At 68.3% G+C, this 24,055-nt stretch carries 24 protein-coding genes; 6 read left to right on the forward strand and 18 right to left on the reverse strand.

What is annotated here, in order from left to right; all coding sequences use genetic code 11:
* Window positions 1-7 precede the first annotated feature (7 nt).
* The 11 genes from ACLFA2_RS08895 to ACLFA2_RS08945 all read right to left on the reverse strand — a co-directional run bounded on the left by ACLFA2_RS08895 (window position 8) and on the right by ACLFA2_RS08945 (window position 12,911).
* Window positions 8-1,774: an alkaline phosphatase family protein gene (locus ACLFA2_RS08895; protein ID WP_426622419.1), complete on the reverse strand. Its 1,767-nt coding sequence runs from the start codon at window positions 1,772-1,774 to the stop codon at window positions 8-10.
* Window positions 1,775-1,841: 67 nt separating this feature from the next.
* On the reverse strand, window positions 1,842-2,885 hold the full coding sequence (locus ACLFA2_RS08900; RefSeq protein WP_167254979.1) for an ABC transporter ATP-binding protein: 1,044 nt from the start codon (window positions 2,883-2,885) through the stop codon (window positions 1,842-1,844).
* On the reverse strand, window positions 2,885-3,685 hold the full coding sequence (locus ACLFA2_RS08905) for an ABC transporter permease (protein ID WP_029268117.1): 801 nt from the start codon (window positions 3,683-3,685) through the stop codon (window positions 2,885-2,887). The genes ACLFA2_RS08900 and ACLFA2_RS08905 overlap by 1 nt, the downstream gene beginning before the upstream one ends.
* A gap of 2 nt (window positions 3,686-3,687) precedes the next feature.
* Window positions 3,688-4,515 carry an ABC transporter permease gene (locus tag ACLFA2_RS08910; RefSeq protein WP_021201407.1) on the reverse strand — a complete coding sequence of 276 codons (828 nt, stop codon included), beginning with the start codon at window positions 4,513-4,515 and terminating at the stop codon, window positions 3,688-3,690.
* Window positions 4,512-5,591 carry an extracellular solute-binding protein gene (locus ACLFA2_RS08915; RefSeq protein WP_021201408.1) on the reverse strand — a complete coding sequence of 360 codons (1,080 nt, stop codon included), beginning with the start codon at window positions 5,589-5,591 and terminating at the stop codon, window positions 4,512-4,514. The genes ACLFA2_RS08910 and ACLFA2_RS08915 overlap by 4 nt, the downstream gene beginning before the upstream one ends.
* A gap of 41 nt (window positions 5,592-5,632) precedes the next feature.
* Window positions 5,633-6,103, reverse strand: coding sequence for a DUF3830 family protein (locus ACLFA2_RS08920; protein ID WP_017829890.1), 471 nt, complete (start codon window positions 6,101-6,103; stop codon window positions 5,633-5,635).
* Window positions 6,100-6,858, reverse strand: a complete 759-nt coding sequence (locus ACLFA2_RS08925; RefSeq protein ID WP_426622420.1) for a gamma-glutamyl-gamma-aminobutyrate hydrolase family protein — start codon at window positions 6,856-6,858, stop codon at window positions 6,100-6,102. The genes ACLFA2_RS08920 and ACLFA2_RS08925 overlap by 4 nt, the downstream gene beginning before the upstream one ends.
* Window positions 6,855-8,345: an aldehyde dehydrogenase family protein gene (locus ACLFA2_RS08930; protein ID WP_426622421.1), complete on the reverse strand. Its 1,491-nt coding sequence runs from the start codon at window positions 8,343-8,345 to the stop codon at window positions 6,855-6,857. Before ACLFA2_RS08930 ends, ACLFA2_RS08925 begins: the two co-directional genes overlap by 4 nt.
* 115 nt (window positions 8,346-8,460) lie before the next feature.
* Window positions 8,461-9,486: an Lrp/AsnC family transcriptional regulator gene (locus tag ACLFA2_RS08935; protein WP_322955894.1), complete on the reverse strand. Its 1,026-nt coding sequence runs from the start codon at window positions 9,484-9,486 to the stop codon at window positions 8,461-8,463.
* A gap of 98 nt (window positions 9,487-9,584) precedes the next feature.
* Window positions 9,585-10,226 carry a hypothetical protein gene (locus ACLFA2_RS08940; protein WP_167254987.1) on the reverse strand — a complete coding sequence of 214 codons (642 nt, stop codon included), beginning with the start codon at window positions 10,224-10,226 and terminating at the stop codon, window positions 9,585-9,587.
* Window positions 10,227-10,364: 138 nt separating this feature from the next.
* A complete protein-coding gene (locus ACLFA2_RS08945; protein ID WP_021201413.1) occupies window positions 10,365-12,911 on the reverse strand; it encodes a purple acid phosphatase family protein in 2,547 nt (848 codons plus the stop codon).
* A 283-nt stretch (window positions 12,912-13,194) separates the two neighbouring features.
* Here ACLFA2_RS08945 and ACLFA2_RS08950 point away from each other — a divergent pair, with 283 nt between their 5' ends.
* Window positions 13,195-14,622 (forward strand): CCA tRNA nucleotidyltransferase, encoded by a 1,428-nt coding sequence (locus ACLFA2_RS08950; protein ID WP_021201414.1) that lies wholly within the window; start codon window positions 13,195-13,197, stop codon window positions 14,620-14,622.
* Window positions 14,623-14,628: 6 nt separating this feature from the next.
* On the opposite strand, the gene ACLFA2_RS08955 is transcribed toward ACLFA2_RS08950, so the two are convergent.
* From ACLFA2_RS08955 to ACLFA2_RS08965, 3 genes are read right to left on the reverse strand one after another with little or no spacing between them, the layout of a single operon-like run.
* On the reverse strand, window positions 14,629-15,021 hold the full coding sequence (locus ACLFA2_RS08955; RefSeq protein ID WP_046399039.1) for a PIN domain-containing protein: 393 nt from the start codon (window positions 15,019-15,021) through the stop codon (window positions 14,629-14,631).
* Window positions 15,008-15,355: a FitA-like ribbon-helix-helix domain-containing protein gene (locus ACLFA2_RS08960; protein ID WP_021201416.1), complete on the reverse strand. Its 348-nt coding sequence runs from the start codon at window positions 15,353-15,355 to the stop codon at window positions 15,008-15,010. Before ACLFA2_RS08960 ends, ACLFA2_RS08955 begins: the two co-directional genes overlap by 14 nt.
* A gap of 47 nt (window positions 15,356-15,402) precedes the next feature.
* Window positions 15,403-15,972: a dihydrofolate reductase family protein gene (locus ACLFA2_RS08965; RefSeq protein WP_021201417.1), complete on the reverse strand. Its 570-nt coding sequence runs from the start codon at window positions 15,970-15,972 to the stop codon at window positions 15,403-15,405.
* A 70-nt stretch (window positions 15,973-16,042) separates the two neighbouring features.
* Here ACLFA2_RS08965 and ACLFA2_RS08970 point away from each other — a divergent pair, with 70 nt between their 5' ends.
* The 5 genes from ACLFA2_RS08970 (at window position 16,043) to ACLFA2_RS08990 (ending at window position 20,643) form a co-directional block, all read left to right on the forward strand.
* Complete coding sequence (locus ACLFA2_RS08970; RefSeq protein WP_021201418.1) at window positions 16,043-16,609, forward strand: TetR/AcrR family transcriptional regulator; 567 nt, start codon at window positions 16,043-16,045, stop codon at window positions 16,607-16,609.
* Between the two features lie 76 nt (window positions 16,610-16,685).
* Window positions 16,686-18,014 (forward strand): GAF domain-containing protein, encoded by a 1,329-nt coding sequence (locus tag ACLFA2_RS08975; protein WP_021201419.1) that lies wholly within the window; start codon window positions 16,686-16,688, stop codon window positions 18,012-18,014.
* 109 nt (window positions 18,015-18,123) lie between these two features.
* A complete protein-coding gene (gene exaC / locus ACLFA2_RS08980; protein ID WP_021201420.1) occupies window positions 18,124-19,674 on the forward strand; it encodes an acetaldehyde dehydrogenase ExaC in 1,551 nt (516 codons plus the stop codon).
* Window positions 19,675-19,741: 67 nt separating this feature from the next.
* Window positions 19,742-20,143 carry a DUF779 domain-containing protein gene (locus tag ACLFA2_RS08985; RefSeq protein WP_021201421.1) on the forward strand — a complete coding sequence of 134 codons (402 nt, stop codon included), beginning with the start codon at window positions 19,742-19,744 and terminating at the stop codon, window positions 20,141-20,143.
* On the forward strand, window positions 20,140-20,643 hold the full coding sequence (locus ACLFA2_RS08990) for an HIT family protein (RefSeq protein ID WP_152525983.1): 504 nt from the start codon (window positions 20,140-20,142) through the stop codon (window positions 20,641-20,643). Before ACLFA2_RS08985 ends, ACLFA2_RS08990 begins: the two co-directional genes overlap by 4 nt.
* A 13-nt stretch (window positions 20,644-20,656) precedes the next feature.
* On the opposite strand, the gene ACLFA2_RS08995 is transcribed toward ACLFA2_RS08990, so the two are convergent.
* Genes ACLFA2_RS08995 through ACLFA2_RS09010 form a run of 4 tightly spaced genes read right to left on the reverse strand, consistent with a single transcriptional unit; the run spans window position 20,657 to window position 24,022 of the window.
* Window positions 20,657-21,412, reverse strand: a complete 756-nt coding sequence (locus ACLFA2_RS08995) for an ABC transporter ATP-binding protein (protein WP_021201423.1) — start codon at window positions 21,410-21,412, stop codon at window positions 20,657-20,659.
* Complete coding sequence (locus ACLFA2_RS09000) at window positions 21,409-22,206, reverse strand: ATP-binding cassette domain-containing protein (RefSeq protein WP_426622422.1); 798 nt, start codon at window positions 22,204-22,206, stop codon at window positions 21,409-21,411. Before ACLFA2_RS09000 ends, ACLFA2_RS08995 begins: the two co-directional genes overlap by 4 nt.
* Window positions 22,203-23,063: an ABC transporter permease gene (locus tag ACLFA2_RS09005; protein WP_426622423.1), complete on the reverse strand. Its 861-nt coding sequence runs from the start codon at window positions 23,061-23,063 to the stop codon at window positions 22,203-22,205. Before ACLFA2_RS09005 ends, ACLFA2_RS09000 begins: the two co-directional genes overlap by 4 nt.
* The gene (locus tag ACLFA2_RS09010; protein ID WP_426622424.1) at window positions 23,060-24,022 is read right to left on the reverse strand and encodes an ABC transporter permease; all 963 of its coding nucleotides are present in this window, start codon (window positions 24,020-24,022) and stop codon (window positions 23,060-23,062) included. Before ACLFA2_RS09010 ends, ACLFA2_RS09005 begins: the two co-directional genes overlap by 4 nt.
* Window positions 24,023-24,055: the final 33 nt, after the last annotated feature.

The raw sequence follows: 24,055 nt of genomic DNA on the forward strand, positions 1-24,055 counted from the left end.
GTCGGGGTCAGCTGTCGTTCGGCGGACCGAACAGCTCCTCGCCGTGCTCGTGCAGCAGCTTGTACGCGTCGGCGAAGGTCTCCGGCTCCTGCTCACCGGGCTTGCCGTATCGCGCGAGGAGTAGGCCGAGCAGACCGCGTGCGGGCGGCGTGAGAGGCTTCAGCTGATCCTTCTCTCCGGGCTGTGGTGCCGTGTCCTCCGGGTTGGGCGGCGTGTAGGCCGGGGTGGTCACCGGCCAGTCGGACGGATGCCGCGGCTTGTCGAGGTTGACGACGTTCAGGAGCGTGTTCGCCGACTCATCCCGGTCGTTGAGGGGCGTCAGGCCGTGCAGGCGAGAGAGGGTCGCGGTCACGGATCCGTGATGCATCTCGTCATGGATGATGCTGCCGCGCTTGGTATAGGCCGAGACGGCGATGGCCGGCACCCGGCACCCGAGCCGATCGAAGGTGAAGCCCATCTCACCCGGGCCGGTCTCGGGCGTCGGCTTCGTCACGGCGGGCGGCGGCACGTGGTCGTAGCACCCGCCGTGCTCGTCGAAGGTGATGAGCAGCAGGGTGTTGACGGCGTTGGAGCCCTTCGGGGAAGCGCTCGTGCGCACCGCCTCGTAGATGTCGTGGATGAGGCGGTCTCCGGCACGCACGTCAGAGATCGCACTGTCGAACACGGCCTCACCGTCGACCTCGCTCTCGCGGGGGGAACCGAAAGGAGGGTGGAAGTCGTTGTGGTCGTAAACCATCCGCGGCTCGATGAAGGCGTATGCGGGGAGCGTGCCGTCCTTCGCCTCGGCGTAGAAGTCCTCCATCGTTCCGAAATGATCGGTGCGCCAGTACTTCTCCAGCACCGCCGCATGCAGCATGCCGGTAAACGAGACGAGCTGGAGCTTGTCGATGTAGATCTTCCAGCTCACCTTCTTGTCTTCGAGCCGGTTGAACACCGTGGGCGCTGCCGGCGCATCCAACCACTTCCGGTAGCCGCCTCCGGCCTGGTTGGTCACGAAACCGTGAGACGTGGAGGCATGGAAGAACGAACGGTTGCAGAAGGTCTGCGAGGGCACTCCGGCGTACCAGTGGTCGAACACCGCGAATTCCGAGGCGAGCGTCGACAGCACCGGCAGCATCTCGGGAGAGAACGAGCCCATGATGTGCGCGGCTTCGTCGGGCCGGGGATCCACACCCTTGCGCAGGCGTCGGAAGTTGATGATGTAGTCCTCGAGGAAACCCGACATCGTGGCCTTCTCGCCGCGCGTCGGGGCGTTGAAGGGCGCGGTCATCTCGTCGACGAAGAGGTCGGCGTTCGTCGGAGGATTGACCGTGCCGAAGATCTGCGTGTTGACGTGCGGGTACTCCTCGCCCGGGTCCGGGTCGGGAAGACTCATGATCCGGTCGGTGTCGCCCTCGTACACGTGCGCGTCGACGACCGTGCCGTCGGAGGCGGTGTTGCTGTAGGAGCCGAATTCCAGACCCTCGAACGTCTCGCCCGCCGGGAGGTTCTCCTTCGAGTACAGGTACCCGAGCAGGTTGTCGAAGGAGCGGTTCTCGCCCATCACGACGACGAGGTGATCGAAACCGGGTTCGCTGCGCGGCGTGAGGGCGGCGAACGGATCGGGATCCGCCGCGAAACCGTCGCGACCGTTACCGGCGATGGAGGCTCCGATGGCCGCGCCGCCGACACCGCCGACCACCGCGCCGGCGAGGGCGGCGCCGCCCACCTTGAAGAAGCCTCGGCGGGAGGCATCGCGGGGGGCGTCGGGGGAGGGGGAATCTTCGTCGGCCATGCCGCGATCCTACGACGGTGCCGCTCCTCGTCGGAGGGCGCCCTCCGACGAGGAGCGGATCTGTTCGTCAGGCCGCGGCGATCCAGAGCACGGCACCCTCTCGCCAGCCGAGACCGGCCGCACCCTCGGGGATCGGCGCCTCGTGCCGCGGACGCACGACGCGCATCCGCTTTCCCGCGAGCTCGACGATGTAGACGACGTCGGCGCCTCGGTAGACATGGGTGACGACCTCGACACGTACCGGAGCGTCGCCTCCGATCGTCGGGGAGAGCCGCAGATCCTCCTGGCGGAGCACCACCTCGCCGGCGCCATCGGGGCCCGCGCCGGTCATCGGCACCTGGATCGTGGTGCCATCCAATGTCGCCACGGCGCCGGAACGGGTCGCAGGCAGCAGGTTCGCGGCACCGATGAAGTCGGCGGCGAAGGGAGTGCGCGGTGCTCCGTAGAGCTCGGCCGGTGCGCCCTCCTGCTCGATCACACCCGCGTTCATGAGGACGATGCGGTCCGAGAGGCTCATCGCCTCCTCCTGGTCGTGGGTGACGAACACGGTGGTCAGGCCGAGCGTGCGGTGCAGTTCCTTCAGCTCGACCTGCATGTCCTCCCGTAGGCGGGCGTCGAGGTTCGACAGCGGCTCGTCGAGCAGCAGTACGCGCGGCTCGAACGCGATGGCACGGGCCAGGGCGACGCGCTGCTGTTGTCCGCCCGACAGCTGCGCCGGCATCCGATCGGCCAGGTGGCCCATCTGCACGCGCTCGAGCGCACGGACGGCGAGTTCCTTCTGCTCGGCCTTGGTCTTCTCGCCCGACATGCGCAGACCGAAGCGCACGTTCTCGACGACGCTCATGTGCGGGAACAGCGCATAGCTCTGGAACATCATGCCGAGGTGGCGCTTCTCGGGCGGGAGCCCGGTCACATCCTGGCCTGCGATCTCGATCGTGCCGCCGCTGGGCGACTCGAGGCCCGCGATGCAGCGCAGGAGCGTGGTCTTGCCGCACCCCGAGGGCCCGAGCAAGGAGACGAACTCCCCCGAACGCATCGAGATGTCGATGCCCTTGAGCACCTTCGTCCCTTTGAAGTCCTTGGTGAGAGCAGTGATGGTGAGTGTTGTCATCAGACGAACAACCTTCCCAGGCCGATGATGCGTTCGAGCACGATCATGAGGACGACGGTGAGCAGGACCATGAGAGTCGAGACGGCGGCCACGGTGGGCGACGTGCTGAACTCCAGCTGGCCGTAGATGGCGATGGGCAGGGTCTCGAGCTGCGGAGTACGCAGGAAGAGGGCGATGACCGCATCGTCGAACGAGATGTTGAAGGCGAAGAACGCGCCGGCGGCGATGCCGGGGCGGGCGATGGGGAGCACCACCAGGCGGTAGCGGTTCCAGGTGCTGGCGCCCAGGGTGCGTGCCGCCTCTTCCGTGAAGTGGTCGGCCCTGGTCATGACACCTGTGACGGTGCGCATGACATAGGGGATCGCGATCACGACGTGGATCGCGATCAGGACACCCACATTCGGCGACCCGATCGTGAGTGAGGAGATGGACAGTGCGCCGATGGCGAGGATGATCGTGGGGATCGTCAGCGGCGACATCAGCAGCCCCTGGATGGCGGCACCGCCGGGGACCTTGAAGCGGGTGAGGGCGAGAGCGGCTGCGGTGCCGATGGCTGCGGCGACGATCGCGACCGTGATGCCGACCAGCAGACTCAGCCGAAACGGCTCGAGATACGTGTCGGAGGTGAGCGCCTCGACGTACCACTCGAACGTGAAGCCCTGACCGGGAAAGGTCAGGAAGCGGTTCTCGCCGATCGAGGCTCCGGCGACGACCATGAGCGGCACGAGCATGTAGAGCGTCACCACGACGCCGAGGACGATGGCGAGGACCCTGCCGAGGATCGGAACGGAACGGACCATGGTCACACCTTCTGCTTCCCGAGTCGGGACGTCGCTGCGAGCACGAGCATGACCCCGGCGAACAGCAGCACGGCCTGCGCGGCCGCGAACGACCAGTCGAGGTTGGTGGTCGCATCGATGTAGATCGTCTGCGCGAACACCGGGATCTGCGCGCCGCCGATGAAGCGCGGGGTGATGAACGAGCTCACCGACAGGACGAAGACGAGCGAGGCTCCGGCGACGATGCCGGGGATCGCGAGGGGGAGGACGACGTGCCACAGTGTGCGCCAGAATCCGGCGCCGAGGGTACGTGCGGCCTCCTCCAGTTGCGGCCGGATGCCCGAGATCACGCCGAGGATGCTCAGCACCGCGAACGGGAGGAGAACCTGCACCATCGCGATCACGACACCGGTCTCGGTTCCGAGGAAGCCTTGGGTGCCGCTCACGAGGAACTCGGCACCGGGGATCTTCATGAGGAGCCCTGACGGTCCCATCAGGACCACCCACCCGAACGTGCGGACGACGACGCTCGTCATGAGCGGGAGGATCACGACGATCAGCAGGAACGAGCGCACCTTGGATCCGGCGCGCGCCATCACGTAGGACAGCGGGATGGCGATGAGCAGGGTGATCACCGTCTGGATCACCCCCAGGCGGAGCGAGCGCAGCGCCGCCTGGAGGTGATACTCACTCGTGAACAGCCGGGTGAAGTTGTCGAGGGTGAACCCGCCTGCCGACGATTGCACGCTCATGAGGAGCATGCCAGCCACCGGGGTGATGAAGGCGAGCGCGAGCAGCACGATCGCCGGCAGGAGCAGGAGCCAGGGCTCCCTACGGGTTCGCACACTCATTTGGTGATCAGCGCATTCCACTCATCGGTCCAGGCCGGTCGCGAAGCCGCGACATCGCCCGGAGCGTAGACGACGACCGTCTCGAGCTCGTCACCCGTCAGCACCGCGTCCGCAGCCTCGTCGGAGAGCTCGGTCTTGGTGTTGACCGGCGAGTACCGCATGTTCTCCGCGAAGACGGCCTGTGCTTCGGGGCGCAGTTCGAAATCGATGAAGAGCTTCGCGAGGTCGGGGTTGTCCCGGCCCTCGACCACGTTCGCCGTGATGAGGGAGGCGGTGACGCCTTCTTCCGGGACGATGAACTCTACCGGAAGGCCGGCGTCCTGCAGCGTGCCGGCGTAGTCCATCGCGTACGGTGCGAGCCACGTGTCGCGCTGGGCGAAGGCGGTCTGCAGATCGGGCGAGGTCGGGACGACGATCGCGTCGCCCGAGGAAGCCAGGGCCCCGAGATCGCTGATCGCCTGCGACGGGTCGTCGATGCCACCACCGAGCGCGTCGGCGACCCGGAGCATCGAGAGCACGCCGTACGTGTTCGAGAAGTCCGTGAGGGCGACGTGCCCTGCGTAGGCCTCGTCGAACAGATCCAACCACGAGGTGGGTGCCGGCGCATCCGCCTCGGTGTTGTACACGAGCCCGATCGGCGCGAGCTGGATGACCGGGCCTTCGCCCCGTTCGAGTCCGGCCGTGGCCAGGTCGATCAGGTCGCCGGTCTCGGAGAGTTCGTCGGCGGCGATCGGCGCGATGAGACCGTCTGCGGCCGCGGTGAACTCCTGCCCTCCGGAGAAATGCACGACGTCGATCTGCGGGCTCGCCTTCTGGGCGGTGACCTGCGCGAGGGCGTCGGCGCTGTACAGCGTGATCAGCTCGACCTTCGCCCCGGTCTCCTCCTCGAAGGGATCGACGACGGCCTCGATGAAGGCCTTCTCCCAGTCGCCGCCGAACGACGTGACGACGATGGTCTCGCCGGCGAACTCCTTGTCGCCGGACGATGCGCTGTCGTCACCGGCAGCACAGCCGGCGAGGACGAGGGCTCCGGTGGCGACGAGCGCTCCGGTGGTGAGGATTCTTCGGGTATTCATGCACTGCTCCTTCGGGATGGGTCCAGCACTGAGTAGACGCCTTAGACCAGGCGTCCGATGGTGAGCTGCTTGGCTCCGTCGATGCGGATCGCCGCGCTCTCCTTGGCGAACTCCGCGAGTCCTTCGGTGATGCCGCCCCAGATGTTGACGGGTGTCCATCCGAGCGGGCCGAGAGTACGGGCACCACGATCGTAGAAGACGCCGATCTCGTACCACTCGAACGGCAGCCCACCCATCTGCATGGGTCGCTGCCAGTACCACTGCAGATCACCCGGTGCGGGCACGACCTGCTGGTTCTCGAACGGCACCTTCTCGGGGTCGAAGTTCTGAGCCTCTTCGGGGAGCCCGACCATGACCTCCGGTCCGGCATACATCGCGTGCATCGCTTGCATGGTGACCGGCTTCTCCAGCGCACCCCACATGGCCTCGCACGTGCGAGGGGCGAGGTCCTCGAACAGGGTGGCGACGGCGCGGACGCCGTTCTCGTACTCGAGGAAGACCTGCTTGGTCATCGTGTTCCTTTCTCCGCAGCGGGGTGTTCCGCTGCTCGTTCGCGGGCGGCCGAGACGAACGCCGTGAACAGCGGCATCTCCTCTGCGGCCTCATCGGGGTCGATCATCTTCTCGGGGTGCCACTGCACTGCCCAGAAGGGCCAGTCGTCGTCGGACTCGACGGCTTCGACGATCCCGTCCGGCGCCCAGGCGACGGAGTGGACACCGGGGGCGGGAATGTCGATCGACTGGTGATGGATGGTGTTCACGATCCGCTCCCGCGTGCCGTAGAGGGCGGCGAGCCGGCTCCCGTCCGCGAGGACGATCGGATGCCGGGCGGCGAGCTGCTGGTCGGCGGCGCGCACCGGCTGGTGGTGTTCCGTGGTCGGGATATCGATCACGAGGGACCCGCCGAAGGCGATGTTGCTCACCTGCAGTCCGCGACAGATCGCGAGTACGGGGATACCGCGCCGGTGTGCCCCGAGGGCGAGTTCGATCTCGAAGCCGTCGCGCGAGGGGTCGTAGTTCTTCCCCTCCTGCGGCTCGGCACCATAGCGCGAGGGGTGCACGTCTTCGCCGCCGGAGAGCACCAGCCCGTCGAGGCGGTCGAGCACCTCGTCCACGCTCGCCGTCGGAGGGAGGAGAACGACGGCACCGCCGGCCGCTTCGATGGGGGCGGCGTACTCCGTTCCCAGGGTGTGCGCCGCGCGGCCGGCCCCGAGATCGGTGTCGATGAACCGGCGCCAGGTGGTGATGCCGATGAACGGGCGCGTCATGAGAGCTCGATCCAGGTGGTCTTCAGATCGGTGAACTTCTCGAGCGCGTGCAGGCTCTTGTCGCGACCGAATCCGGATCCCTTGACGCCGCCGAACGGGATCGTCATGTCGCCCTCTTCGAAGCAGTTGACCCACACGACGCCGGCGCGCAGGCGCCGAGACAGGGTGTGCACGGCGTTGAGGTCGGTGCTCCAGAGCGCGGCGGCGAGTCCGAACTCGGTGCCGTTCGCTATCTCGAGGGCGTCTTCGACGTCGTCGTAGGCGATGACCGAGAGCACGGGGCCGAACACCTCGCGCTGCGCGACCTCGTGCTGGGGAGTGACGCCGAGCACGACCGGGGCGAAGTAGCTGCCACCATCGACGGCGTGGAACCGCTCGGGGCTGCCGGCCGCGAGTTCGCCGCCTTCCGCCTGGGCGCGCTCGACGAAGCCGGCGATGCCCGCGAGCTGCCTCTCGCTGACGATCGCGCCCATCGAGGTCGTGACCTCGAAGGGGTCGGCGGGAAGGGTCGTGCGTGCGACGTCGGCGGCGATCTCGAGGGCACGGTCCCGCTGGGCGCGGGGAACCAGCAGACGCGACGAGGCCGTGCACATCTGGCCCTGGTTGTAGAAGCAGCCGTCGGCGGTGGCCCGCACCGCGCGCTCGAGGTCGGCATCCGGCAGCACCAGGCTCGCGGTCTTGCCACCGAGCTCGGGCCAGACGCGCTTGCCGTTCGACGCCGCCGAATAGCCGAGGAACTTGCGGCCGACCTCGGGCGAGCCCGTGAAGGTGACGACGTCGACGTCATGGTGCTCGCCGAGAGCACGGCCGGCGACCTGGCCGGTGCCGGGTGTGACGTTCAGGACGCCGGAGGGGATCCCGGCCTCGTGTGCGAGCTCGGCCAGACGGAGCGCCGAGAAGGTGGTGTGCTCGGCGGGCTTGAGCACCACGCTGTTGCCGACCGCGAGAGCGGGGGCGAGCTTCCAGGCGGTCATGGTCAGGGGGAAGTTCCAGGGCACGACGGCCGCGACCACTCCCGCCGGTTCGCGGGTGACGAGCGCGAGGCTGCCCGGGGCGGTGACCGGCATCTCGTCGAGGACCTTGTCCGCAGCCTCGCCGTACCAGCGGAAGCAGTTCACGACGGCGCGGAGCTCGGTCTGCAGCGCCTCGCGCAGGGGCTTGCCCATCTCGAGCGAGATGGTGAGGGCGAGCTCTTCGGCGTTGTCGTGGATCCTCTGGGCGAACGCGATCAGCAGCTGTCCACGCTCGCGGGGAGCGATCCGCGACCAGATCCCGGAGTCGAATGCCGCGCGCGCCGAGCGCACAGCACGGTCCACATCGCCCACCGAGGCTGCGCTGATCGGCGGGAGCGCACGTCCGTCGCGCGGGGCCACGGGAGTCAGGGGCTCGGCCGAGCCCTCCTCCCACGCGCCGCCGATGAACATGCGCGTGCGCAGGGGCAGGGTCGCTGCGCGATCCGCCCAGTCGTCTCCAGTAGCCGTGAACACGATCGTCCTCTCCAGGGGTGATGGCCCTGGAGAGGATACTTGCCCTATTTCGCCACTAGGTCAAGCTGTGGAGAACGATCTCGCCATTTCGTTACATGCCAGTAACAGAATCGGACTACAAACGAATTGCGCCGGTGGGCATGTCCTTCGCCAAGGCCTCAGGGGCCTCGTCGACGATCAACGATCCGCGCAACACCGGAGTGATGACCACCAGGGACTCCACCACCTCGAGACCTTCGTGTCCTGCCACCGCCGGTCCGGTGAGGAACTCGTAGAACTCGTCGGCGTCTTTCACGAGCACGTTGGCGAGCAGTTGCGAGGTGCCGGTGGTCGCGGCGATGAACTTCACCTCGGGCGCTGCCGCCAGGGCGGTTCCCACTCTCTCGAGGCGCGCCATCGGCACCCGGAGCCAGACGAGCGCCTCCAGTCCCAACCCGAACAGACTCGGCACGACCTCGGTCCGCGGATGCATCAGACCGCGACGGCTCAGGGACTCCATCCGGCGCCGGGTGGTCGTGACGTTCAGTCCCAGCGATCGGGCAAGCTGAGCGACCGGCATCCGTCCGTCCTTCAGCAGCAGCCGGATGAGCGCCTCTTCGTCCGTGCTCAGAGAATCGGCGGGGTCGACCTCGGATCCGGACGACTCGTCGAGCATGCGCGCCTGCTCGTCGGTGAGCACTCCCGCGCGCCAGTCGTGCCCCGAGCGGAAGAACTTCAGCACTGTCGTGACATTGATCGAGTCAATGCCGTCGAGCTCGGGGAAGTCGGTGAAGAGCAGCTCGCGGATGGAGGCGTCATCGTGGGGGAGCAGCATTCCGGCGATGTCGCTGCTGCCCTCGAGCACCGAGACCGAGGACGCGTCCGCCCGCCGCGCGAGCGTGCGTGCCACGTGCCACAGGGCATGGGGCTCGGTCGTGATGCGGAACAGCACCGCGCGGGCGTGTAGGACGCGGGCCGGGTCGACGTAGGTGGAGACGCGGACCAGTCCTCGATCCAGCAGCCGTTGGCCTCGACGGGCGACCGTGCGCTCGGGCAGATCGACCACGCGAGCGATCTCGCCCCACGACGCGCGGCCGTTCACCTGCAGGGCCGCGGCGACGATCCGATCGGTCTCGTCGGCGATCACATCATTCGCGGACACTTGCTCTCCTTCACCGGGGACGGACTCGGGTGAAGGCTATCTCAGTCGGCGGTTCCGTCAGGCGATGGGGAGTCTTGTCGACAGCGTCCGGATTCGCTTCAGATGTCGCTGAAGTCGTTGCCTCCGGTGCTGAGGCGGGTCACGACATCGCCGGTGATCTTGAGGTCGATGTACTCCACGCCGACTTCTCCGGGATTCACGAGGGACGATGTGCCGGGAACCTCTCGCACGTCGATGCTCAGGTAGTCGGCGACGCCGTCGCCGTCTTCATCCCAGCCGTCCACCGCTCCTGCGGCCATCGCCTCGGCGCGCGTGGAACCGATGCCGATGCCCTCCGGGGTGCGGAATATCACACCGGGGGCATCCGCCGACACGACCAGGTCGATACGGGTCTCGCGGACCGTCGCCTCCGTGCCCTGCCAGTCGTATCCGGAGTACACGGCGCCGTAGGGGCCCTCGACGGTTCCTTCCGTCGGAGCCGATCCGAAGGCGTCGGTGAGGGCGGCGACAGCGCCGTCAGGGTCGTCGTACGCGATCACGGCGCCGTCGTCGACCGAGAGGCCGTCGACCGAGATCTCGACGACCCGGTCCGCAGGCGTGGGGGACGGAGAGGCGACCGGCGACGATGACGATGACGGCGTCACCGAGCCGTCTGTGCTCGCCGGGGCGCAGGCGGTGAGCGAGAGGCCCAGGAGTGCGGCTGTGGCCGAAGCGAGGATGAGGCGAGAGTGAGGGCGCATGTCCACAGCGTAGGGGTGTGTGGAGGAGGGGATGGCTCCCCGTGAGCAGCGGAATCCGCATCGTTATCGATGGGATATCTGTGCAGGGAAAGAGGGTGCCGGCCTGTCCGAAGACGGCACGGCACCCTCTCGTGCGGACTACTCCGCCTCGGTCGTCTCCACCGCGGCGTGACGGCGACGACGGCGCATCGCGAACAGGCCGAGGCCGGCGGCGAGGAGCACGACGGCTGCGACGATGTACGGCGCGCTGTCGGCACCTGTGGTGGCGAGGTCGCCGCCTGTCGAGCCGCCGTTGCCCGGTGCCACCGCTCCGCCACCGGCTGCCGCTGCGACGGTGAGGGCCGCGGTGACTTCGGTGCCGTCGGGCAGGATCACCGCGAGCGTGTGCCCGCCGGCCGGGGTGTTCGCCGGGATCGTGACCGTGCGCTGGAAGGATCCGTCCGCACCGGCGGTGGCGGTGCCCAGCTGCACCGGGTCGGACCGCAGCTCGAGTCGCAGCTGCGCGCCCTCCGCGAAGCCGCTGCCCGATACCGTGACCGTGCCGCCGGCCTTCACGGATGCCGCGCCGAGCTCGACCTTGGCCGGAACTTCGGGCTCCGGCGTGACCGGAGGCGTGACGCCGGCCTCGGTGACCCACTTCTCCCCGGCATTCGACTTCGTCACGGTGAACGTGTCGTAGACGGCGCCGACGGGGAGGTCGGTGGTCGCGCCCGGCTGCTTCTCGGCGAGGTACGAACGGTAGACCAGCTGATTCTTCGACACGTCGATGACCTGGTACGTGGTGACACCCTGGCCACGCAGCACCTGGGTGGCGCCGTTGTTGGTCCAGACGTTCTTCTCGGGGATCTCGAGGTCGTAGTGCTTCGCGCCCGAGTTCGACACGACGTAGACCGGGCCGGTGGTGAGGCCGGTGGTCTCGGTGGCATCGGTGTTCACGTAGCCGCGAGCGTAGGTGTGGTCGTGGCCCATGAGCACCAGGTCGATGTCGTTGCGCTGGAAGACCGGGAGCCACTCGGCGCGCAACACCGGCTCGTCGCGACCCTCGGATGCCGAGAACACCGGCTGGTGGAACGTGACGACGTTCCACTTCGACGGGCTGTTCTGCAGCAGCAGGTCGAGCCAGGCGCCCTGGAAGCGGGTCCACAGCGTGCCGATCTGGGACGACGGGCACTCCGTGCCCGTGCAGGACGGGAGTCCGGCCGGGGTGAGGAAGGTCGTGTCGCGGGTGGCGTTCAGCGTGATGAAACGCACGCCCTGGTAGTCGGTGTAGTACGCGGTCTCGGCGGCGAACGAGCTCCAGTGGTCGAAGAACGCGCGGTACTGCTGCGCCACGGCGGAGTCGCCCTTGGCGAGGTCGGCCAGCTCGCCGATCGAGCTCGTCGACGGGTTGTTGCGCGGGTATTCGAACGCGGCCTTCCACGCCGTGAGCAGCTTGTCGCCCGAGTATTCGTGGTTGCCAGGGGCGGCCATCACGTTGGTGCGGACGGCCGAGTCCTTCATGCCCTTGAACCAGTTGACCCACTCGTTCTCGTTGCTCGACGTGTTGATGAGGTCACCCGCGTGCACCGAGCCGATCGACCGGGGCGCGGCGGCTTCCGCCTGCTTCACGACGCTCGGCCACGTGGTGTCGAGGCCGATCTGCGCGTCGCCGTAGTAGATGAACTGGAAGTCGGTCGCGGACGGATCCGCGGTGCGGAAGGTGAACCAGTCGCTCCAGCTGCCCGGGAGGCCGACGCGATAGCGGTACTCGGTGGCGGCGGTGAGGCCGGTCACGGTGGCCGAGAAGTGCTTGTTCGGGTTGCCGTTCACGACACCCGCGTCATATGCGTCGACGGTGCGGGTCTCGCCGCCCGCCGAGGGCGCGATCTCGACCTGTCCGACCGTGTGCGAGGAGTCGCCGGCGAGCCAGGAGAACGACTGCGAGACGGCAGGCTGCTCGGTCGGGGTGAGGATGACGCGGGTCGGCGGGGCGACGACCGGGGTGCCGGGGGCGGATGCCTTGACCAGGGTCAGCGACGACATGTCGAAGAAGATGTCGGAGCTGGTCTCCCGGTCCTGGAACAGCGAGACGGCGATCGTGTTGGTGCCGTCGTGCAGCAGGTCGCCTTCGGCGCTGAACGTGCTGGTGAGCGGGTCGCCGTTGCCGTCTCCCGCGTACTCGACGTTGGTGGTGTCGGTGATGCGGCCGTCGACGTAGCGGGCGACCTCTTCGCCGTTGATCCAGACGATGATCGCGTCGTCGTACGTGATAGTGCTCTGGAGGGCCGCGACCTGCTCGGCGACGCCCGCTTCGAGCTCGAAGGTCGTGCGGAAGAAGTAGGTCGGGACGGTGGGGGCCGCCGTGCCGTCGAGGTAGTGGTTCAGAAGGGTCTTCGGCGTCTGCGGACCGACCGGTGCGAGCTTCCCGCCCTTCGCGCCGAACGAGCCGGCAGCGGTCTTCCATGCACTGTCGTCATAGGCGGGCAGCGTCCAGTCACGGAGCGCCGCCGGTGCGGGAGACGGGTCGGAGCCGTCGTCGAGGTAGTGCCAGGAGGTGTCGCCGGTGATCAGCGATCCCGTCGGCACCTCGGGGTCGGGTGCGGCGAGAGCCGCGGGGGCGACGACGGCGCCGCCGAGCAGGGCGAGGAGCGCGACGGACGTCAGTCCGCGACGCCGCCACCGCACCGCAGGGGTGGGGGAGGTCATGTCAGTCCTTCGAGGTGGGGTTTCCGTGCTCAGCCGCACGAGGCCCCTCCACCCCATCGAAGACGGATGACCGGCGTCTGACCCCGAAGGGAAGGGTGGGTGAACTCCGCGACCGACGCTCCTTCGGCCGAAACGGAGACCGACGTCGCGGGGACCGGCGTGTCGAGGGGTGGCGCGCCGGCGCGCGGGCGGACGATCTGGGTTTTCGCAGAAGGGCTCGGAGAAGAGGCAGGGGCAGCAGACTGCCCCGGCACGAACGGCTCACCCCGGTACGCTGGAACCCATGCTCAATATGGCTGACGGCCTCGCCCGTCTCGGTGCGCTCGCCGAGAATCCGGTCGTCCGCACCCTCGCGACGGCGTTCGAGGAGGCCGGCTTCGATCTGGCCGTCGTCGGTGGTCCGGTGCGCGATGCGCTGCTCGGACGCGTGACCCATGACCTCGACTTCACGACCAACGCCTCGCCCGACGAGATCCTGACCATCGTCACGCCGATCTCGACCGCCCAGTGGGACATCGGCCGGGCGTTCGGCACGATCGGCGCGCGCGTGCAGCGCGAACAGGTCGAGATCACGACGTATCGTGCCGACAGCTACGACGGTGTGACCCGCAAGCCCACGGTGGAGTTCGGCGACACGATCGACGGCGACCTCGTGCGCCGCGACTTCACCGTCAACTCCATGGCCCTGCAGGTGCCGTCGGTCAAGCTCGTCGACCCGACCGGTGGGGTGGAAGATCTGATCGCGGGTGTTCTGCGCACCCCGGCGGACCCCCGGATCTCATTCGGCGACGACCCCCTGCGCATGCTGCGCGCCGCGCGCTTCAGCGCCCAGCTCGGCTTCCGCGTCGAAGAGGCCACGGCCGAGGCGATCGCCGAGCTCCGCGAGACGCTGAAGATCGTGAGTCCGGAGCGCATCCAGTCCGAGCTCGTGCGCCTCATGCAGACCGAAGACCCGGTGCGCGGGATCCGCGTGCTGGTCGACACCGGGCTGATCGACGAGTTCCTGCCCGAGGTCACCGAACTGCGCCTCGAGGTCGACGAGCACCACCACCACAAGGACGTCTACGAGCACTCGCTCACCGTGCTCGCCCAGGCGATCGAGCTCGAGCACTCCCGGCACCCTGGCGCCGCGCCCGACGTGCCGCTGCGCATCGCGGCACTCCTGCACGACATCGGCAAGCCGCGCACCCGCAAGCTCGAGGCCGGGGGAGTGGTCACGTTCCACCACCACGATGTGGTCGGGGCGCGCATGGCGCGCAAGCGGCTGCAGGCGCTGCGCTTCGACACCGAGACCACGAACGCCGTCGCCACGCTCATCGAGCTGCACCTGCGCTTCTTCGGCTACGCCGAGGGCGCCTGGACGGATGCGGCCGTGCGTCGCTACGTGCGCGATGCCGGCGATCTGCTGGAGCGCCTGCACATCCTCACCCGCGCCGACGTGACCACGCGGAACAAGCGCAAGGCCGGTCGTCTCGCGAGCGCCTACGACGACATCGAGTCGCGCATCGCCGCACTCCGCGAGCAGGAGGAGCTCGACGCGATCCGTCCGGAGCTCGACGGCAACCGCATCCAGCAGGTGCTCGGCATCAGCCCCGGACGCGAGGTCGGCGAGGCGTACCGGTTCCTCCTCGACCTGCGCCTGGACGAGGGCGTGCTCGGGCCCGATGTCGCCGAGCAGCGGCTTCGGGAGTGGTGGGCCGCGCGCGGCTGACCTGTCTCAGCGCAGTTCGGGGACGATGATCTCGACGTCGCCGGACACGAGCTCGAAGTCCTTCGGGTTGAAGGTGAGGAGGGCGGCGCCGAGTGCGTAGGCGTGCCCGGCCAGCATGAGGTCCTTGCTCCGGGCATGTGCGGGACGGGTCAGGATCACCTCCGACGCAAGGCGGGCGTATCCCTCCGCGGCTGCCCGATCGAACGGGAGCCAGTCGGCTTCGAGGAGTGAGGAGAGGCGCATCAGTTCGTTGCGGCGGCTGCGGCGAAGAACCGGATCCGTCGCACGCTCGACTCCGAGCTGAAGTTCGGCGTAGACGATGGCGCTCAGAGCCACGTCGTCCGGGGGCAACTGCACGCTGTCGAGCTGGATCAGCACGTTCGTGTCAAGAAGAATCACGACTCTCCCACGGGTCCCGGAGCGGTTCGAGGAAGAAGGGATTCGGCCTGTCCGCCTCCAGCTCCGCCGCCCATTCCCGACGCATCCTGTCTTGTTCCGGGGTCGACGGGTTCGCTTCCACCCTCGCCATGATCTCGCTTGATGGGACCGACCACCGGCGCGGACGGGCCATCCGCTGCGCCAGGTCGGCTTCGAGCCCGCTCGCGCTGTTCTTCGCCAATCGCGTGAGCACGTCGCGCACCTCGGCCTCCATCGAGCGGGAGTTCTGTCGGGCACGCTCCTTCAGCGCGTCGACGACATCGTCGCTGAGATTCCGGATGGTCACGGTCGCCATATCCCGCCTCCTGACAGCAGAATGCTAGCAGGAAGATCTCTCTCGCATCACCCCTCGCGCCGACGCTCCAGCTCGGTGAACACCACGCCGCTTTCGTAGGCGACCGTCTGCACGGCATCGAACCTCTCGGGGCGATACGGGCGCTCACCGAACAGGGGAATGCCCGAGCCGAACAGCAAGGGCTGTCGTTTGAGGACGAGTCGGTCGATCTCGTCGGCGAGTGTCGCCGCCAGGGCGCCCCCGCCGCAGAGCCAGATGGCGGCGCCATCTTCCTGTTTCAGTCGCCGCACGACGTCGATCGGATCCTCGGCCGTGACGACGAGGCTCTCGCCCTCGGCCGTCTTCGAACGACTGAAGACGATCTGTCGCAGGTGACGGTAGGGGCTGGAGACCCCGCCGACGGCGTAGGTGTTCCACCCCATCAGCACCGTGTCGAAGACGTCGAGGTTCTGTGCGATCCCGAGCGCTGCGGCCGCGGCGGTCGGGAGGGTGTCGGCGAAGCGCCGATTGATGCCGTCCATGTGGTCGCCCTCGACGAGGAACGCGTCGAACTCGCCGTTCGGGCCGGCGATGTAGCCGTCGAGGGTGACGGCGGCGTAGTACACGAGTTCTCGCATGATGCTCCAATCACTACACTTGTCGCAGTTACAGTACAACAGGCGTAGTGATTGCGCTAGTCTTCTTCCCATGGTCAAGAACGACTCCCGGCGGCGGGCGATCGCGGATGCGGGACTCACGGTGCTCGCACGGGAAGGGTCGAGAGGTCTCACGCACCGCGCGGTCGACGTCGCCGCGCGGGTTCCGACCGGCACCACATCGAACTACTTCCGCAGTCGGAACGCCCTGATCGAGGGACTCGTCGAGCGAATCGGAGAGCGACTCGCTCCTACGACCGAGGATCTCGAGCGCCGCGCGAACGTGCCACCCGGCCCCGCGCTGTTCGCCGACTACATCCGCGACATCGTGCGAAGGCTGACCGAGGATCGAGACGTGACGCTCGCCCTGTTCGAGCTGCGACTCGAAGGCGGCCGACGCCCCGAGGTCGCCGCCGTGCTGGGCGCCTGGCAACGTGCCGGCTTCGACGGCGACATCGCCTTCAACACCTCGGCAGGGCTCCCGGGCGGACGGCGCGAGATCGCGCTTTTCCACTACGCGATCGACGGACTGCTGCTCGACCGGCTCACCACTCCGATCGATCCGGACACCTCGACGGACGAGGTGATCGACGACCTCGTCGCCGGCCTCCTCCGTTGACGCGGTGAGGTGTTCCCTCGGGGCCGCGCTGCTCGTACACTGAGGCAACGCACGCTCTCGACGATCGGAGACCGCTGTGTCTGCGCCGTGGCAGGTATCCCGCGAGTCCCTCCCCCCGACATCGCGACTGCTCATCGAGCGTGCGCACGAAGAGCTGCTCGCCGGCAATCTCGACGACCGGCGCCTGCAAGAGGTGCGCCCCCTCGTCCGCGAGTCGTGGGAGAGGTCGTGGCGCGGTCGGGTCGGACCCGAAGGCGCTCCTCCGCTCGAACTGGTCAGCGACGAGCTCGAGGCCTACCGCCTCGCCCACCCTCTCGCCTCGGTGATGGACATGATCCGTGCGCTGCTGCTGCCCGGCGAGGCGGAGGACACCGGAGTGATCATCGCCGTCGGCGACCAGGCCGGACGCCTGCTCTGGATCGAGGGGGATGATCAGCTGCGCTCGCTCACCGACGGCATGGGCTTCGTCGCCGGTGCGAACTGGTCGGAGGATGCCGTCGGCACGAGCGCCCCCGGAACCGCGCTCGCCCTCGGCCAGTCGGTGCAGATCCGCGGCGCGGAGCACTACAACCGCCTCGTGCATCCGTGGTCATGCACGGCTGCACCCGTCCGCGACCCCGAGACGCAGCGTGTGCTCGGAGTCATCGACATCACCGGAGGCCCCGAGGTGGTCTCGCTGCAGGCGCGACTGCTGGTCGATGCGACGGCCCGCGCGGTCGAGTCGGAGTTGATGGTGGCTCGTCTGCGCCGACGGAGCGAGGAGTCCCGGCCGCGAACCAGCGTGACGAAGGGACGCATGCCGGCGACCGCGCGCGCGACGCTGCATGTGCTCGGCCGGGATCGAGCCCGCCTGGAGACCGAGTCCGCACACGACGAGTCCATGATCGAGCTCAGCGCACGCCACGCGGCGATCCTGCTGATGCTGGCCGTGCACCGCCAGGGTCTCTCGGCCGAGCGCCTCTGCGAGCTCGTCTACGGCCCGGGCGTCTCGCCCGACACGCTCCGCCCGGAGATGGTTCGCCTGCGCAAGGTGCTCGAGCGCACGGCCCCCGATCTGGTGCCCGAGTCGCGCCCGTACCGCCTTCCCGTCGCCCTCGATACCGACGCACATGACGTGCTGTCACTGCTCGATCGCGGCGCGCACCGGGTGGCGCTCACCGCCTATCGGGGTCCGGTGCTCCCCGAGTCGACCTCGCCCGGCGTCGAGGAGTTCCGGGAGTCGGTGAGGGGAGCGCTCCGCGAAGCGATGCTGTCCGAGGCGAGTCTCGACGTGCTGCTCTCCTACGCAGAGATCCCCGAGGGGCAGGGAGATGCCGAGGCACTCCGTCTCGCGCTGGAGATGCTCCCCGCCCGGTCGCCGAAGCGCGCAGGGCTCGTCGCGAGGATCGAGCGCCTCGAGGCCTGACCGCGGCCTGCAACCGGGCGCAACGTTGCGCATCGGGGCGCAACCCCGGGCGACCTACCTTCGGAGAAGAGCCGCTGCACCGACGCGCGGCCCCGTCGAAGGAGACCCCATGAGCATCGTCGAAGAAGACGTGTCCCTCGCCTACGCGGCCCCGGGCCAGCCGGGCGCCCTCGCGAACTACCGGCCGCGCTACGGCCACTACATCGGCGGCGAGTTCGTCGAGCCCGTGAAGGGCCAGTATTTCGAGAACGTCAGCCCCGTGAACGGCAAGGTCTTCACCGAGGTCGGTCGCGGCACGAGCGAAGACATCGACCGGGCCGTCGAGGTCGCGTGGCAGGCGTTCGCGACCTGGGGCAAGACCAGTCCTGCCGAGCGATCCGTGATCCTCAACAAGATCGCCGACCGGATCGAACAGCACCTCGAGGAGATCGCGGTCGCCGAGACCTGGGAGAACGGCAAGCCGGTGCGCGAGACCCTCGCCGCCGACATCCCGCTCGCCGTCGACCACTTCCGCTACTTCGCCGGCGTCCTGCGGGCGCAGGAAGGCGGCATCAGCCAGCTCGACGAGAACACCGTCGCGTACCACTTCCATGAACCGCTGGGTGTGGTCGGGCAGATCATCCCCTGGAATTTCCCGATCCTGATGGCGGTCTGGAAGCTGGCGCCCGCGCTCGCCGCGGGCAACTGCGTCGTGATCAAGCCCGCCGAGCAGACACCGGCATCCCTGTTGTTCCTGTTCGAGATCATCGGCGACCTGCTGCCGGCCGGCGTCGTGAACATCGTGAACGGGTTCGGTATCGAGGCGGGCGCTCCGCTCGCGCAGCACAAGCGCATCCGCAAGGTCGCCTTCACGGGCGAGACCACGACCGGTCGCCTCATCATGCAGTACGCCTCGCAGAACCTGATCCCGGTGACGCTGGAACTCGGAGGCAAGAGCCCCAACGTGTTCTTCGAAGACGTCGCGCGTTCGACCAGCGATCCGTTCTACGACAAGGCGCTCGAGGGCTTCACGATGTTCGCGCTGAATCAGGGCGAGGTCTGCACCTGCCCCTCGCGCGCACTCATCCAGCGGTCGATCTACGACGGCTTCCTCGCCGACGGGCTGGAACGGGTCGCGAAGGTCGTGCAGGGCAATCCGTTGGATCCGGCGACGATGATCGGCGCGCAGTCGTCGAACGATCAGCTCGAGAAGATCCTCAGCTACATCGACATCGGCAAGCAGGGCGGTGCGCGACTGCTCACCGGTGGCGAGCGGGTCGATCTCGGCGGCGATCTGAGCGAGGGCTTCTACGTCGCGCCGACCGTGTTCGAGGGCACCAATGACATGCGCATCTTCCAGGAGGAGATCTTCGGGCCCGTGCTGTCGGTCACCTCGTTCGACGGCTTCGACGACGCGATCTCGATCGCGAACGACACCCTCTACGGACTCGGTGCCGGTGTGTGGAGCCGCAGCGGGGACACGGCTTATCGTGCAGGGCGGGCGATCGAGGCCGGACGCGTCTGGACGAACACGTATCACCAGTACCCGGCGCATGCGGCGTTCGGCGGGTACAAGCAGTCGGGCGTCGGGCGCGAGAACCACAAGATGATGCTCGACCACTACCAGCAGACGAAGAACCTCCTCGTCTCGTACGCGGAAGGGCCGATGGGCTTCTTCTGAGCTCGATCCCCGGGCGGGCGCTGCTCCCTCAGCATCCGCCCGGCTCCCTCCCCGGAAGGCGGCAGTCATGGTCAGCATCGGCACCTATCAGCGCGTGGACGTGACGGAGGCGGCGGCCGCACTCGTGCGTGAGCTGACCGCACAGCACGGGCCGCTCATGTTCCACCAGTCCGGCGGCTGCTGCGACGGCTCTTCACCCATGTGCTATCCGATCGGGATGTTCATCACGGGGCCGGGCGACGTGCTGCTCGGTGCCCTCGACGTCGGGCTGCCGCAGACGGTGGAGGTGTTCATGTCGGAGTCGCAGTTCGAGTACTGGAAGTACACGCACCTGACCATCGACGTGGTGCCGGGGCGCGGTGCGGGTTTCTCGGTCGAAGGCCCGACCGGGATGCGATTCCTGATCCGGTCCCGGATGCTGAACGATGCGGAGCTGGAGTACTTCGGCTTGTCGACGCGAGCGGTGTGAACGGCGCGACGGAGGCTTCTGGTTACGATGAGCCGATGTGGTGGACGGACGAGCAGTGGTCGGAGCTCATCGATCCCGCGCGGTGTGGCATGTGCGGCGACGCTCACCTGGAGGAGAACGAACACAGCATCCTGGTGGGTTCCACCGAGGCCACGTACTTTCGTCTCGTGCGAAATCAAGCTCACGCCGGTTATTCCGTGGTGATTCTTCGTGAACACGTCACCGACCTCGATCGGCTCGATGCGCTCCAGCTCAATGCTTTCTGGCACGACGTGCAGCGCGCGGGGAAGGCGGTCGGCGCGGCGTTCACGCCCCGAAAGATCGACTACCTCGTGATGGGGCATCGCGCACCGCACCTGCACTGCCATGTGTTCCCGCAGCATCGAGACGATGACCCGCTTCGGAATGTGGATATCGCGGAGGGGCCTGTGTACCTGTCGGCGTCCGAATTGGATGGTTCCGTCGCCGCTCTTCGCGAGACGTGGCGGGACTTCGCCTGACCCCGCCCGGTGCTCAGCGCGGCAGCCGCGGCACGGCATCGACCAGAGCCCGCGTGTACGGGTCCTGCGGTTTGTGCAGCACGGCCGGGGTGGCCCCCTGCTCGACCACGCGGCCGTTCTGCAGCACGAGCGTGCGATCACAGGCCGAGGCGATCGCGGTCAGGTCGTGCGACACCATCACGAGCGACAGGCCGTTCTCGCGGCGAAGCCGGTCGAGCAGCTCGAGCACCTGCACGCGCGTCGTCACGTCGAGGGCGCTGACGGGTTCGTCGGCGAGCAGCACCCGGGGGCGTGAGACCACGGCGCGCGCGATCGCGATGCGCTGGCGCTGCCCACCGGAGAACTCGTGCGGATAGCGGCGCGCGGTATCGGCGGGAAGTCCGACGGAGTCGAGCGCCTCGGCGATGCGGCGTTGTGCATCGGCGCCGGATGCCAGACCCAGCGAACGGAGCGGTTCGCCGATGATCCGGTCGATGCGTTGGCGCGGGTCGAGAGACGAGTACGGGTCCTGGAACACCGGCTGCACGCTCGCGCGGAAGCGACGCATCTGCGCCCGGTCGCGCAGTGCGAGCGGGGCATCCTCGAACAGCACCTGTCCATCGCGCGGGGCGGCGAGTCCGAGCAGCAGTCGCAGGATCGTCGACTTGCCCGCACCCGATTCGCCGACCAGGCCGAGGGAGTCGCCTTCGTCGATGCGCAGCGACACGTCGTCGAGCACGCGGCGGGACCCGTAGGCGAAGCCGGCACCACGCAGTTCGAGCAGGCTCATGCGCCGACCTCCCCGGCGTCGAGGAAGGCGTCGAGTGCACGGGCGCTGTCGACCAGCATCCTCGTGTACGGCTCGGCGGGCTCCTGCAGCACCTGCGCGACCGTGCCTGCTTCGACCACGAGTCCGTCGCGCAGCACGACGATGCGATCGACCATGCGCGAGACGACGGCCAGATCGTGGCTGATGAACAGCAGCGCCATGCCTCGTTCGTCGACCAGGCGTTCCATCAGCGCGAGCACGCCGTCCTGCACGGTCACGTCCAGTGCAGTCGTCGGTTCGTCGGCGATGAGCAGTTGCGGGCGAGCCGCGAGGGCGACGGCGATCGCCACCCGCTGACGCTGGCCACCCGAGAGCTCATGCGGGTAGGCGCGTGCGATGCGGGCGTCGGACAACGCGACCTCGTCGAGGGCAGCCGCTACCGCAGAACGCAGTTCCGCGCCGCGCAGCCCGAGGTGGCGACGCAGCGGTTCGGCGATCTGGCGACCGACCTTCATCAGCGGATCGAGCGCGGTGAGGGGCTCCTGGAACACGATCTGCGCGACGGGTCCGCGCAGGGGGCGCAGATCGGCGTCTCGAGCGTCGATCACCTGGTGGCCGTCGAGCAGCACCGAGCCCGACGCGCTGAGGGCATCCGGTAGCAGCCCGGTCACGGCCAGGGACGTCAGCGATTTGCCCGAGCCGGACTCACCGATCAGGCCCAGGCGCTCACCGGGCGCGAGGGAGAAGGCGACATCGCGCACGAGGGTGCCCGCGCCGGAGCGGACGGTGAGGCCGGAGACGTCGAGGATGCTCATCGGCTCCTCCTGCGGGTCGGGTCAGCCAGGTCACGCAGACCGTCGGCGAGGAAGTTCACGCCGAGCACGAGCGCGATGATCGCGACACCGGGAGCGATGGCGCCGACGGGGGCGGTGAGCACGGTGCCCTGCGCCTCCTGCAGCATCCGCCCCCAGGAGGCGTTGGGCGGCGGTGCCCCCAACCCGAGGTACGACAGGCTCGCCTCGGCCAGCACGGCTGCGCCGAACTGCAGCGCCAGGTTCACGGCGAGCGTGGGTGCGATGTTCGGCAGCACATGCTGGAACACGATTCCGAGCACACCGGTGCCGCTCGTGCGCGCGGCGGTGATGTACTGCTCCTGCAGCACGCGACGCGCGAGGATGCGCGTGAGACGGGCGACGACCGCCGACATCGCGAGTCCGATCGCGAGCACCGCCGACCACAGCGACGCTCCCTGTACGGCGACGACCAGCATCGCGAGCAGGAGGACGGGGAACGCGATCACGACATCCAGTCCGGCGGAGAGGGTGTCGTCGACCCAGGGGCGCGCGAATGCGGCGAGAAGCCCGACGACGGTGCCGAGGATCGCCGCGATCGCGACGGCGCAGGTGCCGACGATGAGGGCGATACGTGCGCCCCACATCAGCTGCGAGAACAGGTCGCGTCCGAGTCGGTCGGTGCCGAGCAGGTGCAGGGTGCTGGGCCCCTCGAGACGGCCGCCGCTGGTGTCGGCCAGCGGATAGGGGAGCCAGAACAGGGAGACCAGGGCGATCAGCACGATGATGCCGGTGAGGACGATCCCGATCAGCAGGGTCGCCTTCGGCCGCCGGCGCACGGGCACGGACGCGGTGATCAGCTGTTCGGCGACGCGGCTCATCGGTTCCCCGAGACGCTCGTGCGCAGGCGCGGGTCGATCAGGCGCTGCACGATGTCGGCGGCGAACCCGACCAGCAGCACGAACAGGGTGCTGACGACGAGGACGCCCTGGATGACCTGGAAGTCATGCTGTTCGATGGCCGACAGCAGCAGGCTGCCGAGTCCCGGAAGCGTGAAGACGCTCTCGACGACCACCGCGCCGAGAAGCGTCGTCGACAGTTCGATGCCGAGCACCGCGACGACGGGCACCGCGCCGTTGCGCACCCCATGCCGGAGCAGAGCCTCACCCATGCCGGAACCACCGGCGCGGGCGGTGCGCAGATAGTCGCTGCCGAGCACGTCGAGCGTCGCCGAGCGCACGTATCGGCTCAGGGAGGCGCTCATGACGATCACGATGGTGAGGATGGGCAGCGCGAGCGAGCGCAGTGCATCCGTCGGATCTTCCCAGTCCTTGCGGGGGAATCCGCCGGACGGCAGAGCACCGAGGCCGAGCGCGAACACCCAGACGAGCACCACGCCGACCCAGAACACGGGGACCGCGACACCGAGCTGCGCGAAGCCCGAGAGGGCGATGCCGTACCAGCGGTCGGATTTCACGGCGGCGGTGATGCCGATGACGAGGGAGACGAGCAGCGCGATCGTGAAGGCGATGAGGGTGAGCGGAAGCGTCACGGCGAGACGGTCGGCGATGTCGGGCCCGACAGGGCGCGAGCTCAGGAACGATTCACCCAGATCGAAGCGGAGCACCTGGCTCGCCCACGTCGTGAACTGCTGCAGCAGCGGCTGGTCGGAGCCGACCTGAGCGCGCGCGGCATCGATCTGCTCCGGGGTGGCGTTCACCGAGAGCAGGGCGTTGGCCGGGTCGCCGGGAAGCAGGCGCAGCAGAACGAAGATCGCGACCATCGCGACGACGAGCGATACCGCGAGGAACGCGAGGCGGCGCAGGAGGTAGGCGAGCATGGCTTCTCAGGATGACGTGGGGGATGCCGACGC

The sequence above is a fragment of the Microbacterium sp. As-52 genome (assembly GCF_049949185.1).
Classification (GTDB): Bacteria; Actinomycetota; Actinomycetes; order Actinomycetales; family Microbacteriaceae; genus Microbacterium; species Microbacterium maritypicum_A.

What these genes read in the sequence shown, in the direction of transcription:
- ACLFA2_RS08895 (WP_426622419.1), bottom strand. Translation starts at nt 1,774, where the DNA reads ATGGCCGACGAAGATTCCCCCTCCCCCGACGCCCCCCGCGATGCCTCC.
- ACLFA2_RS08900 (WP_167254979.1), bottom strand. Translation starts at nt 2,885, where the DNA reads ATGACAACACTCACCATCACTGCTCTCACCAAGGACTTCAAAGGGACG.
- ACLFA2_RS08905 (WP_029268117.1), bottom strand. Translation starts at nt 3,685, where the DNA reads ATGGTCCGTTCCGTTCCGATCCTCGGCAGGGTCCTCGCCATCGTCCTC.
- ACLFA2_RS08910 (WP_021201407.1), bottom strand. Translation starts at nt 4,515, where the DNA reads ATGAGTGTGCGAACCCGTAGGGAGCCCTGGCTCCTGCTCCTGCCGGCG.
- ACLFA2_RS08915 (WP_021201408.1), bottom strand. Translation starts at nt 5,591, where the DNA reads ATGAATACCCGAAGAATCCTCACCACCGGAGCGCTCGTCGCCACCGGA.
- ACLFA2_RS08920 (WP_017829890.1), bottom strand. Translation starts at nt 6,103, where the DNA reads ATGACCAAGCAGGTCTTCCTCGAGTACGAGAACGGCGTCCGCGCCGTC.
- ACLFA2_RS08925 (WP_426622420.1), bottom strand. Translation starts at nt 6,858, where the DNA reads ATGACGCGCCCGTTCATCGGCATCACCACCTGGCGCCGGTTCATCGAC.
- ACLFA2_RS08940 (WP_167254987.1), bottom strand. Translation starts at nt 10,226, where the DNA reads ATGCGCCCTCACTCTCGCCTCATCCTCGCTTCGGCCACAGCCGCACTC.
- ACLFA2_RS08945 (WP_021201413.1), bottom strand. Translation starts at nt 12,911, where the DNA reads ATGACCTCCCCCACCCCTGCGGTGCGGTGGCGGCGTCGCGGACTGACG.
- ACLFA2_RS08950 (WP_021201414.1), top strand. Translation starts at nt 13,195, where the DNA reads ATGCTCAATATGGCTGACGGCCTCGCCCGTCTCGGTGCGCTCGCCGAG.
- ACLFA2_RS08960 (WP_021201416.1), bottom strand. Translation starts at nt 15,355, where the DNA reads ATGGCGACCGTGACCATCCGGAATCTCAGCGACGATGTCGTCGACGCG.
- ACLFA2_RS08965 (WP_021201417.1), bottom strand. Translation starts at nt 15,972, where the DNA reads ATGCGAGAACTCGTGTACTACGCCGCCGTCACCCTCGACGGCTACATC.
- ACLFA2_RS08970 (WP_021201418.1), top strand. Translation starts at nt 16,043, where the DNA reads ATGGTCAAGAACGACTCCCGGCGGCGGGCGATCGCGGATGCGGGACTC.
- exaC (WP_021201420.1), top strand. Translation starts at nt 18,124, where the DNA reads ATGAGCATCGTCGAAGAAGACGTGTCCCTCGCCTACGCGGCCCCGGGC.
- ACLFA2_RS08985 (WP_021201421.1), top strand. Translation starts at nt 19,742, where the DNA reads ATGGTCAGCATCGGCACCTATCAGCGCGTGGACGTGACGGAGGCGGCG.
- ACLFA2_RS08995 (WP_021201423.1), bottom strand. Translation starts at nt 21,412, where the DNA reads ATGAGCCTGCTCGAACTGCGTGGTGCCGGCTTCGCCTACGGGTCCCGC.
- ACLFA2_RS09000 (WP_426622422.1), bottom strand. Translation starts at nt 22,206, where the DNA reads ATGAGCATCCTCGACGTCTCCGGCCTCACCGTCCGCTCCGGCGCGGGC.
- ACLFA2_RS09005 (WP_426622423.1), bottom strand. Translation starts at nt 23,063, where the DNA reads ATGAGCCGCGTCGCCGAACAGCTGATCACCGCGTCCGTGCCCGTGCGC.
- ACLFA2_RS09010 (WP_426622424.1), bottom strand. Translation starts at nt 24,022, where the DNA reads ATGCTCGCCTACCTCCTGCGCCGCCTCGCGTTCCTCGCGGTATCGCTC.